Below are 15,649 nucleotides of genomic sequence, written 5' to 3'. Positions count from 1 at the left end.
TTGAAGATTATTTTTCTTTATTTTTTTAAAAAAAAATAGTAAAATAGGATTCATATTAGTAGAAAATGGAAAGTACATGTATTATTATCGAGTTGGTATTTCCGCTGAAGAACATGATGACTTTGTTAGACGTAGTTCGTTAGTGAATCTATTGCAAAGTAGTGCTTGGGCAAGTGTAAAAAGTGAATGGGAAAATGAAAGAGTTGGGTTTTATAGTGATAATAAAATAGTGGCGGTAGCTAGTTTACTTTATAGATCTTTACCCTTTGGTTTTACAATGTGCTATATTGCCAGAGGTCCAATTATGGATTATACGGATCAATCTTTGATGGATTTTGTATTTTCTTCACTTAAAACGATTGCAAAGAAAAAACGAGCACTTTTTATTAAAATCGACCCAGCGCTTTGTTTGAGTAAAACTTATAATGACAATCAAGTTTATGATTGCTCAGAGAAAACTCTAGAAACGCTAAATTATATGCAAAAGCTAGGTTTTATTTGGTCTGGTAAGACAAGTGAAATGGTTGATACTATTCAGCCTCGTATACAGGCAAAAGTGTATAAAGAGAATTTTGATGAGAAGTACCTACCAAAATCGGCGAGACAAGCTATTCGAACTGCACAAAACAAAGGAATAAATACTCAGTTTGGTGGAATTGAATTATTAGAATTATTTTCTTTTCTAATGAAGAAGACGGAGACAAGAAAAAGTATTCATTTGCGGAATGAAGCCTACTATCGAAATTTGCTATTGTCTTTTCCAGACCATGCTTATATAACATTATCTACACTTGATTTGTCAAATCGATTGAATATTTTAGAAGAACAAAGAGATCAGAATCAAAAAATTCTAGAATCTTTATCAAATACTGTTAAATCTTCGAAATATCAAAGTAGGCTACAAGAAAGCGAAAGGTTGAATGAAGAAATTCTATTTTTGGAAAAGCATATTTCTTCAGGTGTTCAAGTTGCCCCCTTATCAGCTACTTTGACTTTGGAATTTGGTCAGACATCTGTAAATTTATATGCAGGAATGGATGTTGAATTTAGGCGTTATAATGCTCCAATTTTAACATGGTATCGAACACTACAACGTGCATTCGAAAGAGGTTCTCTCTGGCAAAATCTAGGAGGTGTTGAACATACAAGAGATGGTGGACTTTATCGTTTTAAAGCTAATTTTAATCCAACTATTGAGGAATATTTAGGAGAGTTAACCCTGCCGATTCATCCTATGTATCCGTTAATAAATCTCCTATTTAATCTTCGAAAAAAATATCATAGAAAGTAAATGTATGACACTAACTGTACTTACTAAAGAAGACTTTCGCATTTATTCAGAATCAATTATTTCCCGTTCATTTTTACAATCAACCCAAATGGGAGAATTGTTAGAGAAACGAGGAGCAACAGTAGCCTATTTTGCTCTAAAGCATACAGAGACTATTCAGGTTGCTGCAATGGTTTATAGTTTGCCAATGACTGGTGGACTGCACATGGAAATCAATTCTGGTCCAATTTATAGCGATGCAACTTATCTAAAGGAATTTTACAAAGATCTCCAAGTTTATGCCAAACAACATGGGGTTCTAGAGTTGATTGTCAAACCTTACGATACTTTTCAAAGTTTTGATAGTAATGGTAATCCAGTGACGGAGGAGCAACAAGAAATTATTCACTGTTTGACGAATCTAGGATATTATCATGATGGTTTACAGACGGGTTACCCAGGTGGGGAACCTGATTGGTTATATGTCAAGAACTTAGAAGGGATCACAGAGGAAAATTTAATTCGATCTTTTAGTAAAAAGGGAAAACCTTTGGTTAAGAAAGCTGGAAGTTTTGGCATTCAATTGAGACGATTAAAACGTGATGAATTATCTATTTTTAAAGATATTACTGCTACGACATCAAAAAGAAGAGAATACAGTGATAAAAGTTTAGAATATTACGAACATTTTTATGATGCATTTGGAGACCGAGCTGAATTTATGGTTGCGACTTTAAATTTTCAAGATTATCTTTCGCAACTGGAGAAAAATCAAGAAAATTTATACAAAAAAATAGCAGATTTTGATGCGGCGCTAAGAAAATCTCCTGATTCAGCTCAGAAGAAAAAAGAGCATAAAGAATTGCTACATCAATTTGAAACTTTTGAGGTTCGTAAAGCAGAAGCACGTAATTTGATAGTCAAGTATGGGGAACAAAAGGTTGTACTAGCTGGTAGTCTTTTTATCTATATGCCTCAAGAGAGTACCTATCTTTTTAGTGGCTCTTACACGGAATTTAATAAGTTCTATGCACCAGCATTGCTTCAAGAGCATGTTATGTTAGAGAGCATAAAGCGTGGAATTCCTCTTTATAATTTCTTAGGAATTCAAGGAGTATTTGATGGAAGTGATGGTGTTCTTCGCTTTAAGCAAAACTTTAATGGCTATATTGTAAGGAAGGCGGGAACTTTCCGTTATTATCCTTCTCCTCTCAAGTATAGAATTATTTGTCTAATAAAAAGGATGTTAGGCCGATAATTACGGCTACCCTAAAAGGTTAGTTTTTGTATAACTTCTAGAGTGTAGTTCTGTCCTTCTTTTTTCCGTGTTCTATTTAAGTCAAAAATCTTTTGATGTACATAAAAGGGGAAATCTAGGAAGTAGTATAGAAATTTTACTTATACAAAGAATATTAGGGTATCCGATAAATCTATATCGACACCAACGAAACTTCTGTCATGCAGCCAGCAGATTCCTACTACAGGATTCAGCCTCAGGATGAGACAGCTGTTCAAGAACTTTATACCAGTAGCGACTAGATGAAGTCAGTGCAATCCGAAATGAAATCAAAGCTCCTCCCATTAAGTGATCGGTGGGGCTTTTTGTTCGTCCTGTTACAGCCTTTTTGCTATAATGGAACTATGAATAACTTGATCAAATCAAAACTGGAGCTTTTGCCGACTAGCCCTGGTTGCTACATTCACAAGGATAAAAACGGCACGATTATTTATGTCGGAAAGGCTAAAAATCTTCGCAACCGCGTGCGGTCTTACTTCCGTGGAAGTCACGATACCAAGACGGAGGCTCTGGTGTCTGAGATTGTGGATTTCGAATTTATCGTTACTGAGTCCAATATTGAGGCCCTCCTGCTGGAAATCAACCTTATCAAGGAAAATAAGCCCAAGTACAATATCATGCTCAAGGATGATAAGTCCTATCCATTTATCAAAATCACCAATGAACGCTATCCACGGCTTATTATCACCCGTCAGGTCAAAAAGGACGGTGGTCTTTATTTTGGCCCTTATCCGGATGTGGGGGCAGCCAATGAAATCAAGCGACTACTGGATCGAATTTTCCCTTTTCGGAAATGTACCAACCCACCCTCTAAAGTCTGTTTTTACTACCATATCGGCCAGTGTATGGCCCACACCGTCTGTAAGAAAGATGAGGCTTATTTCAAGTCCATGGCTCAGGAGGTTTCTGACTTCTTAAAAGGACAGGATGACAAAATCATCGATGACCTCAAGAGTAAAATGGCAGTAGCAGCACAAAGTATGGAGTTTGAACGGGCAGCGGAATACCGTGACCTGATTCAGGCCATTGGAACGCTTCGGACCAAGCAACGGGTTATGGCGAAAGATTTGCAAAATCGCGATGTCTTTGGCTACTATGTGGATAAGGGTTGGATGTGTGTTCAGGTTTTTTTTGTACGTCAAGGAAAACTCATCGAGCGGGATGTCAATCTCTTCCCCTACTACAATGATCCGGATGAGGATTTTTTGACCTATGTGGGGCAGTTTTATCAAGAAAAATCCCACCTGGTTCCCAATGAGGTATTGATTCCGCAGGATATTGATGAAGAAGCTGTCAAGGCCTTGGTGGATACCAAGATTCTCAAGCCTCAGCGTGGTGAGAAAAAACAGCTGGTAAATCTAGCCATCAAAAATGCCCGTGTCAGTCTGGAGCAGAAATTCAACCTGCTAGAAAAGTCAGTTGAAAAGACCCAAGGAGCTATTGAAAATCTGGGACGCTTGCTCCAAATACCGACTCCAGTTCGCATCGAGTCCTTCGATAACTCTAATATCATGGGAACCAGTCCAGTTTCAGCCATGGTTGTCTTTGTCAATGGCAAACCAAGTAAGAAGGATTATCGTAAGTATAAAATTAAGACTGTGGTTGGTCCAGACGACTATGCCAGTATGCGTGAGGTTATTCGCAGACGCTATGGCCGAGTTCAACGTGAGGGCTTGACCCCTCCAGATTTGATTGTCATCGATGGGGGACAAGGTCAAGTCAATATCGCCAAACAGGTCATCCAAGAAGAACTCGGCTTGGATATTCCAATTGCAGGTCTGCAAAAGAATGATAAGCACCAAACCCATGAATTGCTCTTTGGAGATCCGCTTGAGGTGGTGGAGTTGTCTCGCAATTCTCAGGAATTTTTCCTCCTCCAACGCATCCAAGATGAGGTTCACCGCTTTGCTATCACTTTCCACCGCCAACTGCGCTCCAAAAACTCCTTTTCTTCACAATTGGATGGGATTGACGGTTTGGGGTCTAAACGCAAGCAGAATCTTATGAAGCATTTCAAGTCTTTAACTAAAATCAAGGAAGCCAGTGTGGATGAGATTGTCGAAGTTGGGGTACCAAGAGCAGTCGCAAAAGCTGTTCAGAGAAAGTTGAACCCTCAGGAAGAAGTGGAATTGGCTCAAGTAGCGGAAAAGAGTGTAGATTACCAAATAGAAGGAAACAATCATGAACCATAAAATTGCAATTTTATCAGATATTCATGGCAATGCAACGGCATTAGAAGCAGTGATTGCAGATGCTAAAACTCAAGGAGCCAGTGAATATTGGCTCATGGGAGATATTTTCCTCCCTGGTCCAGGTGCAAATGACTTGGTCGCTCTGTTAAAGGAACTTCCTATCACAGCAAGTGTTCGAGGCAATTGGGATGATTGTGTCCTTGAGGCTTTAGATGGGCAATATGGCTTAGAAGACCCACAGGAAGTTCAGCTCTTGCGTATGACACAGTATTTGATGGAGCGAATGGATCCTGCAACGATTGTCTGGCTGCGAAATTTACCTATGCTGGAAAAGAAAGAAGTTGATGGACTGCGCTTTTCTCTTTCTCATAATTTGCCAAATAAGAACTATGGTGGTGACTTGTCTGTTGGGAATAACACAGATAAATTTGACCAACTCCTAGATGAGGAAACGGACGTGGCAGTCTATGGTCATGTCCACAAGCAGTTGCTTCGTTACGGCAGCCAAGGGCAACAAATCATCAATCCAGGTACGATTGGCATGCCCTATTTTGACTGGGAGGCGTTAAAAAATCACCGTGCCCAGTATGCCGTGATAGAAATGGAAGATGGGGAATTGGTAAATATCCTGTTTCGTAAAGTCGCTTATGACTATGAAGCGGAGTTAGAATTGGCCAAGTCCAAGGGGATTCCTTTTATCGAAATGTATGAGGAACTACGCCGAGATGACAACTATCGGGGGCACAATCTAGAACTCTTAGCTAGTTTAATTGAAAAGCATGGGTATGTAGAGGATGTGAAAGATTTCTTGGAGGCTATAAAGTCAAAATATAAGATAGACTAGTTTCTTTAAGCAACTGAAAATTAGTTGAAATTGGATGGGGAAAAAACTGGTTTTAATGATAAGTTTAAATCCATGGCTTCATCCGTGTTCCAATTTCTTTCTATGAAAAATCTCTGCAAGCTCTTTCAAAATATGGTAGAATGGAGGCAGTAGAATTAGAAAAGGAAATCGATTATGAAATTTCTTGAATTAAATAAAAAACGTCATGCGACCAAGCATTTCACTGATAAGCCAGTTGACCCTAAAGATGTACGTACGGCTATCGAAATCGCGACTTTGGCTCCAAGTGCCCACAATAGCCAACCATGGAAGTTTGTGGTGGTTCGTCAGAAAAATGCTGAATTGGCAAAATTGGCTTATGGTTCGAACTTTGAGCAGGTTTCGTCAGCGCCAGTGACCATTGCCTTGTTTACCGATACAGACCTAGCTAAACGTGCCCGCAAAATTGCCCGCGTCGGTGGTGCGAAGAATTTCTCAGAAGAGCAACTTCAATACTTTATGAAGAATCTGCCTGCTGAATTTGCGCGTTATAGTGAGCAGCAAGTTAGTGACTACTTGGCCCTTAACGCGGGTTTGGTTGCCATGAATTTGGTTTTGGCTCTTACAGACCAAGGAATCGGTTCTAACATTATCCTTGGATTTGACAAATCAAAAGCCAACGAAGTTTTGGACATTGAAGACCGTTTCCGCCCAGAACTCTTGATTACAGTGGGTTACACAGATGAAAAATTGGAACCAAGCTACCGCTTGCCAGTAGATGAAATTATCGAGAAAAGATAGAAAGAAGAAAAAATGACAACAATTGATTTTACAGCAGAAGTAGAAAAACGCAAAGAAGACCTCTTGGCTGACTTGTTTAGCCTTTTGGAAATCAACTCCGAACGTGATGATAGTAAGGCTGATGCGCAGCATCCATTTGGACCTGGTCCAGTAAAAGCCTTGGAAAAATTCCTTGAAATCGCAGACCGTGATGGCTACCCAACTAAGAATGTCGACAACTACGCAGGACATTTTGAGTTTGGTGAAGGAGAAGAAGTTCTCGGAATTTTTGCTCACATGGATGTGGTGCCAGCTGGTAGCGGTTGGGACACGGATCCTTATACACCAACTATCAAAGACGGTCGCCTTTATGCGCGTGGTGCTTCAGATGATAAGGGACCTACAACAGCTTGTTACTATGGCTTGAAAATCATCAAAGAATTGGGCCTTCCAACTTCTAAAAAAGTTCGTTTCATCGTAGGAACAGACGAAGAATCAGGCTGGGCAGACATGGACTACTACTTTGAACATGTAGGACTTGCAAAACCAGACTTTGGCTTCTCTCCAGATGCTGAATTCCCTATCATCAATGGTGAAAAAGGGAACATCACAGAATACCTTCACTTTGCAGGTGAAAATACAGGTGTAGCCCGTCTTCACAGCTTCACAGGTGGTTTGCGTGAAAACATGGTACCTGAATCAGCAACAGCAGTTGTTTCAGGTGACTTGGCTGACTTGCAAGCGAAACTAGATGCCTTTGTTGCAGAACACAAACTCAGAGGGGAAATTCAAGAAGATGCTGGCAAATACAAGGTGACCATCATTGGTAAATCAGCTCATGGTGCTATGCCAGCTTCAGGTGTCAATGGTGCGACCTACCTGGCCCTCTTCCTCAGCCAATTTGACTTTGCTGGACCAGCCAAAGACTACCTCGACATCGCTGGTAAGATTCTCTTGAATGACCATGAGGGTGAAAATCTCAAGGTTGCTCATGTGGATGAAAAGATGGGTGCCCTTTCTATGAATGCCGGTGTCTTCCGCTTCGATGAAACAAGTGCTGACAATACCATTGCCCTTAACTTCCGCTATCCAAAAGGAACAAGTCCAGAGCATATCAAGTCAATCCTTGAAAACTTGCCAGTTGCTTCTGTTAGCCTTTCCGAACACGGTCACACCCCTCACTATGTGCCAATGGAAGATCCGCTTGTGCAAACCTTGTTGAATGTCTATGAAAAACAAACTGGTCTTAAAGGTCACGAACAAGTCATCGGTGGTGGTACCTTTGGTCGTTTGCTGGAACGTGGGGTTGCCTATGGTGCCATGTTCCCGGACTCAATCGATACCATGCACCAAGCCAATGAATTTATCGCCTTGGACGATCTCTTCCGAGCAGCAGCAATTTATGCAGAAGCTATTTATGAATTGATCAAATAAAACGATAGAAGTCTGAGATGTTATGCTTGGACTTCTTTTTGGAGGGAAAACAGATGTCTCAAATCGAAAGAATCAAGCAAGCCATTATGGCGGATCCACAGAATACCAGCTATACCGAACGCGGAATAGAGCCACTCTTTGCAGCGCCAAAGACAGCTCGCATCAATATTGTCGGTCAGGCTCCTGGACTTAAAACACAAGAAGCAGGGATTTATTGGAAGGATAAGAGTGGTGACCGCTTGCGGGACTGGCTAGGTGTGGATGAAGATACCTTTTACAATTCGGGTTATTTTGCAGTATTGCCCATGGATTTCTACTTTCCGGGGCATGGCAAGTCAGGTGATCTTCCACCTCGTAAAGGCTTTGCCGAAAAATGGCATCCGCAACTCTTGCAAGAGTTGCCCGATATCCAATTAACTCTCTTGATTGGGCAGTATGCCCAAGCCTATTATTTACATGAGAAAGTTAGTGGCAAGGTGACAGAAAGGGTAAAACATTACCAGAACTACTTACCAACCTATTTTCCACTAGTTCACCCCTCACCACGAAATCAAATCTGGATGGCTAAGAATCCTTGGTTTGAGTCAGAAGTGGTGCCCGATTTGAAAAAAAGAATTAAAACGATTTTAGGAGAAAAAGAATGAAAGAAATTTCCTTCGATGAATTTTACAAGCTTTACCAGAAAGGGTCCCTTTCCGTTTTAGACGTGAGAGAAGTGAATGAGTTTGAGACGCTTCATTTAGAAGTTGCTCAGAACCTACCACTTAGTCAATTGGCTGATACTTATGATCAATTGGACAAGGACCTCTTGTATTATGTCATTTGCAAATCTGGGATGAGGTCAGCACGTGCTTGTCAATTTCTAGCTGAACAGGATTATGACGTTATCAATGTTCAAGGTGGAATGACGGCCTTTGAAAATCTTTAAACCTATATGGCGATAGATCCTAGTCTTCCCTTGCTCGGTTCCAACTGAGTAAGGGATTTTGTTTTTAGATAATTCTTATTTTTAAAAATATTGAAAACATTCAATGATTAATTTTGGATACTTTTTTCAGAGTCTTAATCATGGTATACTAGGTCAGTATTTTAGAAATATGAAGGAGATTTTTATGGCTAAAAAAGGTGCCCTAACAGGCTTGCTCCTGTTTGGAATATTTTTTGGTGCGGGAAACTTGATTTTTCCGCCTTCTCTAGGTGCCCTATCTGGAGAACAGTTTCTTCCTGCCATCGCAGGTTTTGTATTTTCGGGTGTCGGGATTGCTGTCCTAACGCTCATCATCGGAACGCTCAATCCTAAAGGATACATTTATGAGATTTCTAAGAAAATCTCACCTTGGTTTGCGACTCTTTATCTTGCAGTCCTCTATCTATCGATTGGCCCCTTCTTTGCTATTCCACGTACAGCAACAACAGCTTACGAGGTCGGTATCAGCCCTCTCTTGTCTGAAGCAAATAAAGGCTTAGGATTGATTATCTTTACCGTGCTTTACTTTTCCGCAGCCTATCTGATTTCACTCAATCCATCAAAGATTTTGGATCGTATCGGACGAATCTTGACACCAGTCTTTGCTTTGTTGATTGTTATCTTGGTTGTCCTAGGTGCCTTTAAATATGGTGGAACAAGTCCTCAAGCTGCTTCAGAAGCCTATCAAGCTTCTGCTTTTGGTACAGGTTTCCTAGAAGGCTATAATACCTTGGATGCCCTTGCCTCAGTGGCCTTCAGTGTCATCGCTGTTCAAACCTTGAAACAACTTGGATTCTCAAGTAAGAAAGAATACATTTCAACTATTTGGGTTGTTGGTATTGTTGTAGCTCTTGCCTTTAGTGCTCTTTATATCGGTTTAGGATTCCTTGGAAATCATTTCCCAGTACCAGCTGAAGTGATGAAGGGTGGAACACCAGGTGTTTATATCTTGTCGCAAGCAACTCAGGAAATCTTTGGTTCAACAGCTCAACTCTTCCTTGCTGTTATGGTAACTGTAACCTGCTTCACAACGACAGTTGGATTGATTGTGTCGACAGCAGAGTTCTTTAACGGACGTTTCCCACAAATCAGCTACAAGGCCTATGCCACTGCCTTTACCTTGATTGGATTTGCCATTGCAAACCTCGGTCTGGATGCGATCATCAAGTACTCAATTCCAGTATTGGTAATCTTGTATCCAATCACTATTGCCATTGTGATGATTGTGATTGTGAATAAGTTTGTACCCCTATCAAAACCGGGTATGCAACTAACAATGGGAGTTGTCACAGCAATCGCCGTTGCAAGTGTTCTTGGAAGCTCCTTTAAGATTGAGTTTCTAGAAAATCTTGTGAATGCTTTGCCTTTTGCTAAGGCATCCCTCCCATGGTTGGTACCTGCTATCATTGGAATCTTGCTTTCATTGGTTCTACCAAACAAACAAGAGAGTGATGTTTTTGAGATGGAATAAAAAAATTCTTGGTCAACGACCAAGAATTTTTTGTATAAGCACGACTCATTAGTTGGTTTGTTCAGTATAACCAGCCTCTTTAAGCATTTTTTTCGAGGCAGCAAAGCTTACACGGTTTCCAATACCAGAATATTCGTTCGGCATTGCTTTTTTCAATTCGTCAAGACTCGCGACAGTCATGTCAACCTCGATGTTTTGGATAACTTTTTCGTCTTGAATTTCAACTTTTTGTGTAACTCCTTTGACCCCTTCATAACCTTTATAAGTATCGTCAACAATTTCCTTAATACCTTCCGCGGTATTATTAAGTTTTTCAGGGTCAAGTACATTATGAACAGTTTGTTTTACAACGTCATCTCCCTTCACAGTATAAGTCAAGGTAGAATGAATTCCAGGTTTGCTATTGTGGACAAATGTGTGGGTTTCTGTCTCATCTTTCTTTTCAGATGATTGTTGACTGCTTTGCTTGGTCTCGCTTGACTGAGTTGTGTTGTCTTCTTTGCTACTGCTGTTAGTAGGTGTTGATGCTTGTTTGGAGCATCCGAGCAGGAGGACAAGTGAAGCCACTAGGACTAGTGAAGTTTTAACATAAGTTTTCATAGAATTTCCTTTCATAATCAAATTATTTTGTATTATAACATGATTCTACTACAAAATCAACTAGACCTCCCCTCTCATCTGACCTGACATGACAATGAACAGAAACTAGTCTGACAATTAAAGTTTTATCTCTATCTATTTCAAAGAACTTTTATCGTATGGCTTTTTAAGGGGAGGGATTTAAATGCTCTTTTTATGGGACTGAGAGGGGGCTATTGGACTCATCGGTCAGGACTATAAAAAAATACCCCAAGAGTCAGAGTTGTGTCTAACTTTTGGGGTGGACCTACACTAGTCTATATGAAATTTTAGGGGATTAGTTTGTCTTTTCTGTGAATCCCATCTTTTCGAGAGATTTCTTCGAGTTTGAAAAGCTTACACGATTTCCAATACCAGAAAATTCTTCAGGAAGAGCTTTTCTAAGTTCGCTAATGCTTGCAACTGAGAAGTCAACTTCGAGATCTTGAACAACTTTTCCATCTTTGATTTCAATGGTTTGTTTAACACCTTTTAGCCCGTAATAACCTTTATAGGTATCCTCGAGTGTACTCTTGACCTCTTCTGGAGTTGCACCAAGGATTTCAGGATCTGCAACATTCTGAGCGGTTTGCTTGGTAACATTGTCGCCTTCTACAGTATAAACCAAGGTAGAAGTGATTCCAGGATTGCTTTTGTTGACAAAAGTATGTTTCTTGGCTGTTTCTTTCTTCTCAGAAGATTGCTCAGTGCTTTGTTTGCTCTCACTTGACTGAGTTGTTGTGTCTTCTTTAGAACTGCTGTTTGCAGGTGTTGATGCTTGTTTGGAACATCCGAGCAGGAGGACAAGTGAAGCCACAAGGGCTAGCGATACTTTAAAGTATGATTTCATATTTGTTACTTTCCTTTCATAATCAAAGTATTTGTATTATAACATGGATCTATAGTGAAAGCAACTAAACACAGTTTTTCTCCTTTTGAGAAGGAGTCTGACTAGAAAAATGTTATAATGGTAGGAAAGAGGTGAAGAAATGAATCAGACTATAAACTATATCAAAGAACTAACCGCAATTGCATCTCCGACGGGCTTTACTCGTGAGATTTCAGACTACCTAGTCCATACTTTAGAAGAGCTTGGTTACCAGCCGGTTCGCACAGCCAAGGGCGGTGTCAATGTGACCATTAAAGGTCAAAATGATGAACAACATCGCTATGTAACTGCCCATGTGGATACACTCGGAGCCATTGTACGTGCTGTCAAACCTGACGGGCGTCTCAAATTGGACCGTATCGGTGGTTTTCCTTGGAACATGATTGAAGGTGAGAATTGTACGGTTCATGTGGCTAGCACAGGTAAAAGGGTATCTGGAACCATCCTCATCCACCAGACTTCATGCCATGTCTACAAAGATGCAGGAACTGCAGAACGTACGCAGGACAATATGGAAGTGCGTTTGGACGCAAAAGTCACCAATGAAAAAGAAACGCGCGCCTTGGGCATCGAGGTTGGTGATTTTATCAGCTTTGACCCACGAACTATCGTGATAGAGACTGGTTTTATCAAGTCACGTCACTTGGACGACAAAGTCAGCGCAGCGATTTTGCTCAATCTTCTTCGTATTTACAAGGAAGAGGGGATTGCATTGCCAGTAACAACTCATTTTGCTTTTTCAGTTTTTGAAGAGGTGGGTCACGGTGCAAACTCCAATATTCCAAGTCAGGTAGTAGAATATCTGGCTGTAGATATGGGAGCTATGGGAGATGACCAGCAGACGGATGAGTATACAGTGTCTATCTGTGTCAAGGACGCTTCAGGTCCCTATCACTATGACTTCCGTCAACACTTGGTAGCTTTGGCAAAGGAGCAAGATATTCCATTTAAGCTCGACATTTATCCATTTTACGGTTCGGATGCTTCGGCAGCTATGTCTGCAGGTGCAGAGGTCAAGCATGCCCTCTTTGGTGCGGGAATTGAGTCCAGTCACTCTTACGAACGAACACACATTGATTCAGTAGTGGCGACTGAGCGTATGGTTGATGCTTATCTCAAGAGTGCATTGGTAGACTAATATGTGCTTGATTTGTCAAAGAATTGAATGGATCAAGGCAGGAGAAAATCCCTACTTTGTAAAAGAACTAGAAACAGGCTATGTTGTTATTGGAGACCACCAATACTTTAAGGGCTATACCTTATTTCTGGCAAAAGAGCATGTCACAGAACTCCACCATATGGAGACTTCTGAAAAACTTCGTTTTCTTGAGGAAATGAGTTTGGTCCAAGAAGCTGTTGCCAAAACATTTGAGGCTGAAAAGATGAATATTGAACTCCTAGGAAATGGCGATGCCCACGCTCATTGGCATCTTTTTCCGCGAAGAGCAGGTGATATGAAAGGTCATGGATTGAATGGCCGTGGCCCAGTCTGGTGGGTGCCCTGGGAAGAAATGGCGGCAGAAGATTGCCAAGTGAAATCCCATAAGTTGGAACAAATGATTAAAGCCTTATCTGATGAATTAGAGAAGTACGTGGTCTAAGAAAGTACGTGGTCTAAGAAAGGAAGAAAAAATGAAAAAAAGATACATCGTTTTATCTGGTTTGCTGGCAGTAACCCTAGCAGCATGTTCTCAAGAAAAACCTAAAAATGAAGAAAATACTCAAAAAACAGAACAAACTAGTCAACCTGAAGGAACTGTAGGGAGCAAATCCCAAGCTTCTAGTCAGAAGAAGGCAGAAGTTGTGAATAAGGGAGACTACTATAGTATTCAAGGGAAATACGATGAAATCGTCATAGCTAATAAGCACTATCCTTTGTCAAAAGACTATAACCCAGGAGAAAATCCAACAGCTAAAGCAGAGTTGCTGAAACTCATTGCAGCAATGCAAGCAGCGGGCTACCCAATCAGCGATCACTACAGTGGTTTTAGAAGTTATGAAACTCAAACCAAACTTTATCAAGACTATGTGAATCAAGATGGTAAGGAAGCAGCAGATCGTTACTCAGCTCGCCCAGGTTATAGTGAACACCAAACAGGCCTTGCTTTTGACCTTATTGGGACAGATGGTGATTTAGTTACTGAAGAAAAGGCAGCTCAGTGGCTTTTGGATTATGCGGCTGACTATGGCTTTGTCGTTCGCTATCTCAAAGGCAAGGAAAAAGAGACTGGCTACATGGCAGAAGAATGGCATCTTCGCTACGTTGGCAAAGAAGCCAAAGAAATTGCTGCAAGTGGTCTCAGTTTGGAAGAGTACTATGGCTTTCAAGGTGGCGATTACGTCGATTAAAAAAAGTAATTTTTCTCTTGCATTTTTAGATAAATAGTGTATAATGGAAAGGTATGTGTAAAGCATACTTGTGGGAGGTAAAAATCTCTAATTACCGCCAAAACCACAAAGGAGGATTTAAAAATGGCTAAAAAAGTCGAAAAACTTGTAAAATTGCAAATCCCTGCTGGTAAAGCTACACCAGCTCCACCAGTTGGACCTGCTCTTGGTCAAGCTGGTATCAACATCATGGGATTCACAAAAGAGTTCAACGCTCGTACAGCTGATCAAGCTGGTATGATCATTCCAGTTGTTATCTCAGTATACGAAGACAAATCATTTACTTTCGTTACAAAAACACCACCAGCTGCTGTTCTTTTGAAAAAAGCTGCAGGTGTTGAAAAAGGATCAGGTACCCCTAACAAAACTAAAGTTGCTACAGTTACTCGTGCACAAGTACAAGAAATTGCAGAAACTAAGATGCCAGATTTGAACGCAGCAAACATTGAGTCTGCAATGCGTATGATCGAAGGTACTGCTCGTTCTATGGGATTCACTGTTGTTGACTAATCAATAACACAGTAGAAAATCTCACAGCAGTCTATTAGATACTTTTCATACTAGGTAAGTGACTGATGCTTGTACTTGGGTACGGCAAAGGAACTTAACGAAGTAGGAAAAGAAAATTAATAGATTGAAAACCCGCAAGACTTCATCATTTCGAGAAGTGACGTGGGAGATGAAAATCGATTGAACCACTTACAAGGAGAATAGAAAATGGCTAAAAAAAGCAAACAACTTCGTGCTGCACTTGAGAAAATCGACAGCACAAAAGCATACAGCGTAGAAGAAGCTGTAGCACTTGCAAAAGAAACTAACTTTGCAAAATTTGACGCAACTGTAGAAGTTGCTTACAACTTGAACATCGACGTTAAAAAAGCTGACCAACAAATCCGTGGCGCAATGGTATTGCCAAACGGTACTGGTAAAACTTCACGCGTTCTTGTTTTCGCACGTGGTGCAAAAGCTGAAGAAGCAAAAGCTGCTGGTGCAGACTTTGTTGGTGAAGATGACCTTGTTGCTAAAATCAACGACGGTTGGTTGGACTTCGACGTAGTTATCGCTACACCTGACATGATGGCACTTGTTGGACGTCTTGGACGTGTCCTTGGACCACGTAACTTGATGCCAAACCCTAAAACTGGTACTGTAACAATGGATGTTGCTAAAGCAGTTGAAGAGTCTAAAGGTGGTAAAATCACTTACCGTGCTGACCGTGCAGGTAACGTTCAAGCAATCATCGGTAAAGTATCATTTGAAGCTGAAAAATTGGTTGAAAACTTCAAAGCTTTCAACGAAACAATCCAAAAAGCAAAACCAGCTACAGCTAAAGGAACTTACGTAACAAACTTGACTATCACAACTACTCAAGGTGTTGGTATCAAAGTTGACGTAAACTCACTTTAATTAGCAGATTCTTAAAAACGAGTACCAATGTGCTCGTTTTTTTGATGATAAATTCATTCCAGGAATAATAAGTCCATTAATAGCCTGATGGAGCAAGAGAATAGTGCTTTTCC

At 40.6% G+C, this 15,649-nt stretch carries 16 protein-coding genes and 1 pseudogene; 15 read left to right on the top strand and 2 right to left on the bottom strand.

Annotation, left to right across the window (positions count from 1 at the left end):
* Positions 1 to 76 precede the first annotated feature (76 nt).
* The 10 genes and pseudogenes from ACLV7H_RS07505 (at position 77) to brnQ (ending at position 10,234) form a co-directional block, all read left to right on the top strand.
* The gene (locus tag ACLV7H_RS07505) at positions 77 to 1,291 is read left to right on the top strand and encodes an aminoacyltransferase (protein WP_045590593.1); all 1,215 of its coding nucleotides are present in this window, start codon (positions 77 to 79) and stop codon (positions 1,289 to 1,291) included.
* A gap of 4 nt (positions 1,292 to 1,295) precedes the next feature.
* The gene (locus tag ACLV7H_RS07500; protein WP_411866799.1) at positions 1,296 to 2,528 is read left to right on the top strand and encodes an aminoacyltransferase; all 1,233 of its coding nucleotides are present in this window, start codon (positions 1,296 to 1,298) and stop codon (positions 2,526 to 2,528) included.
* 182 nt (positions 2,529 to 2,710) lie between these two features.
* Positions 2,711 to 2,809: pseudogene (locus ACLV7H_RS07495) on the top strand (peptidase); the annotation flags it as partial.
* Positions 2,810 to 2,911: 102 nt separating this feature from the next.
* Complete coding sequence (uvrC, locus tag ACLV7H_RS07490) at positions 2,912 to 4,759, top strand: excinuclease ABC subunit UvrC (protein WP_411866798.1); 1,848 nt, start codon at positions 2,912 to 2,914, stop codon at positions 4,757 to 4,759.
* The gene (locus ACLV7H_RS07485) at positions 4,749 to 5,603 is read left to right on the top strand and encodes a metallophosphoesterase family protein (RefSeq protein WP_411866797.1); all 855 of its coding nucleotides are present in this window, start codon (positions 4,749 to 4,751) and stop codon (positions 5,601 to 5,603) included. The genes uvrC and ACLV7H_RS07485 overlap by 11 nt, the downstream gene beginning before the upstream one ends.
* A 174-nt stretch (positions 5,604 to 5,777) precedes the next feature.
* Positions 5,778 to 6,383 carry a nitroreductase family protein gene (locus ACLV7H_RS07480; protein ID WP_411866796.1) on the top strand — a complete coding sequence of 202 codons (606 nt, stop codon included), beginning with the start codon at positions 5,778 to 5,780 and terminating at the stop codon, positions 6,381 to 6,383.
* Positions 6,384 to 6,395: 12 nt separating this feature from the next.
* Positions 6,396 to 7,796 (top strand): dipeptidase PepV, encoded by a 1,401-nt coding sequence (gene pepV, locus ACLV7H_RS07475; RefSeq protein ID WP_411866795.1) that lies wholly within the window; start codon positions 6,396 to 6,398, stop codon positions 7,794 to 7,796.
* A 53-nt stretch (positions 7,797 to 7,849) separates the two neighbouring features.
* Positions 7,850 to 8,440 (top strand): uracil-DNA glycosylase family protein, encoded by a 591-nt coding sequence (locus ACLV7H_RS07470; protein WP_215804440.1) that lies wholly within the window; start codon positions 7,850 to 7,852, stop codon positions 8,438 to 8,440.
* The gene (locus ACLV7H_RS07465) at positions 8,437 to 8,724 is read left to right on the top strand and encodes a rhodanese-like domain-containing protein (RefSeq protein WP_411866794.1); all 288 of its coding nucleotides are present in this window, start codon (positions 8,437 to 8,439) and stop codon (positions 8,722 to 8,724) included. The genes ACLV7H_RS07470 and ACLV7H_RS07465 overlap by 4 nt, the downstream gene beginning before the upstream one ends.
* 184 nt (positions 8,725 to 8,908) lie before the next feature.
* Positions 8,909 to 10,234 carry a branched-chain amino acid transport system II carrier protein gene (gene brnQ / locus ACLV7H_RS07460; protein WP_215804442.1) on the top strand — a complete coding sequence of 442 codons (1,326 nt, stop codon included), beginning with the start codon at positions 8,909 to 8,911 and terminating at the stop codon, positions 10,232 to 10,234.
* A gap of 48 nt (positions 10,235 to 10,282) precedes the next feature.
* Here brnQ and ACLV7H_RS07455 read toward each other — a convergent pair whose 3' ends face one another.
* Both ACLV7H_RS07455 and ACLV7H_RS07450 read right to left on the bottom strand, forming a co-directional pair.
* Positions 10,283 to 10,834, bottom strand: coding sequence for a DUF1307 domain-containing protein (locus ACLV7H_RS07455; RefSeq protein ID WP_268725437.1), 552 nt, complete (start codon positions 10,832 to 10,834; stop codon positions 10,283 to 10,285).
* Positions 10,835 to 11,150: 316 nt separating this feature from the next.
* Positions 11,151 to 11,702, bottom strand: a complete 552-nt coding sequence (locus tag ACLV7H_RS07450) for a DUF1307 domain-containing protein (RefSeq protein ID WP_411866793.1) — start codon at positions 11,700 to 11,702, stop codon at positions 11,151 to 11,153.
* Between the two features lie 139 nt (positions 11,703 to 11,841).
* On the opposite strand from ACLV7H_RS07450, the gene ACLV7H_RS07445 reads away from it, so the two are divergent.
* The 5 genes from ACLV7H_RS07445 to rplA all read left to right on the top strand — a co-directional run bounded on the left by ACLV7H_RS07445 (position 11,842) and on the right by rplA (position 15,536).
* Positions 11,842 to 12,879 (top strand): M42 family metallopeptidase, encoded by a 1,038-nt coding sequence (locus ACLV7H_RS07445; protein WP_411866792.1) that lies wholly within the window; start codon positions 11,842 to 11,844, stop codon positions 12,877 to 12,879.
* A 1-nt stretch (position 12,880) separates the two neighbouring features.
* The gene (locus ACLV7H_RS07440) at positions 12,881 to 13,342 is read left to right on the top strand and encodes an HIT family protein (RefSeq protein ID WP_411866791.1); all 462 of its coding nucleotides are present in this window, start codon (positions 12,881 to 12,883) and stop codon (positions 13,340 to 13,342) included.
* A gap of 31 nt (positions 13,343 to 13,373) precedes the next feature.
* Positions 13,374 to 14,090, top strand: a complete 717-nt coding sequence (gene ldcB / locus ACLV7H_RS07435; RefSeq protein ID WP_411866790.1) for an LD-carboxypeptidase LdcB/DacB — start codon at positions 13,374 to 13,376, stop codon at positions 14,088 to 14,090.
* Between the two features lie 123 nt (positions 14,091 to 14,213).
* Positions 14,214 to 14,639 (top strand): 50S ribosomal protein L11, encoded by a 426-nt coding sequence (gene rplK / locus ACLV7H_RS07430; protein WP_001085808.1) that lies wholly within the window; start codon positions 14,214 to 14,216, stop codon positions 14,637 to 14,639.
* Positions 14,640 to 14,846: 207 nt separating this feature from the next.
* Complete coding sequence (rplA, locus tag ACLV7H_RS07425; protein WP_001085675.1) at positions 14,847 to 15,536, top strand: 50S ribosomal protein L1; 690 nt, start codon at positions 14,847 to 14,849, stop codon at positions 15,534 to 15,536.
* The last annotated feature ends 113 nt before the right edge of the window (positions 15,537 to 15,649 follow it).

It is taken from the genome of Streptococcus oralis, assembly GCF_965111685.1.
In the GTDB taxonomy this organism is placed as follows: domain Bacteria; phylum Bacillota; class Bacilli; order Lactobacillales; family Streptococcaceae; genus Streptococcus; species Streptococcus oralis_B.
The sequence above is the reverse complement of the archived record's forward strand: the minus strand, read 5'-3'. Positions and strand labels throughout refer to the sequence as shown.

Excerpts from the sequence above, each read along its gene's own strand:
- ACLV7H_RS07505 (WP_045590593.1), top strand. The coding sequence starts at position 77 with ATGTATTATTATCGAGTTGGTATTTCCGCTGAAGAACATGATGACTTT.
- ACLV7H_RS07500 (WP_411866799.1), top strand. The coding sequence starts at position 1,296 with ATGACACTAACTGTACTTACTAAAGAAGACTTTCGCATTTATTCAGAA.
- uvrC (WP_411866798.1), top strand. The coding sequence starts at position 2,912 with ATGAATAACTTGATCAAATCAAAACTGGAGCTTTTGCCGACTAGCCCT.
- ACLV7H_RS07485 (WP_411866797.1), top strand. The coding sequence starts at position 4,749 with ATGAACCATAAAATTGCAATTTTATCAGATATTCATGGCAATGCAACG.
- ACLV7H_RS07480 (WP_411866796.1), top strand. The coding sequence starts at position 5,778 with ATGAAATTTCTTGAATTAAATAAAAAACGTCATGCGACCAAGCATTTC.
- pepV (WP_411866795.1), top strand. The coding sequence starts at position 6,396 with ATGACAACAATTGATTTTACAGCAGAAGTAGAAAAACGCAAAGAAGAC.
- ACLV7H_RS07470 (WP_215804440.1), top strand. The coding sequence starts at position 7,850 with ATGTCTCAAATCGAAAGAATCAAGCAAGCCATTATGGCGGATCCACAG.
- ACLV7H_RS07465 (WP_411866794.1), top strand. The coding sequence starts at position 8,437 with ATGAAAGAAATTTCCTTCGATGAATTTTACAAGCTTTACCAGAAAGGG.
- brnQ (WP_215804442.1), top strand. The coding sequence starts at position 8,909 with ATGGCTAAAAAAGGTGCCCTAACAGGCTTGCTCCTGTTTGGAATATTT.
- ACLV7H_RS07455 (WP_268725437.1), bottom strand. The coding sequence starts at position 10,834 with ATGAAAACTTATGTTAAAACTTCACTAGTCCTAGTGGCTTCACTTGTC.
- ACLV7H_RS07450 (WP_411866793.1), bottom strand. The coding sequence starts at position 11,702 with ATGAAATCATACTTTAAAGTATCGCTAGCCCTTGTGGCTTCACTTGTC.
- ACLV7H_RS07445 (WP_411866792.1), top strand. The coding sequence starts at position 11,842 with ATGAATCAGACTATAAACTATATCAAAGAACTAACCGCAATTGCATCT.
- ACLV7H_RS07440 (WP_411866791.1), top strand. The coding sequence starts at position 12,881 with ATGTGCTTGATTTGTCAAAGAATTGAATGGATCAAGGCAGGAGAAAAT.
- ldcB (WP_411866790.1), top strand. The coding sequence starts at position 13,374 with ATGAAAAAAAGATACATCGTTTTATCTGGTTTGCTGGCAGTAACCCTA.
- rplK (WP_001085808.1), top strand. The coding sequence starts at position 14,214 with ATGGCTAAAAAAGTCGAAAAACTTGTAAAATTGCAAATCCCTGCTGGT.
- rplA (WP_001085675.1), top strand. The coding sequence starts at position 14,847 with ATGGCTAAAAAAAGCAAACAACTTCGTGCTGCACTTGAGAAAATCGAC.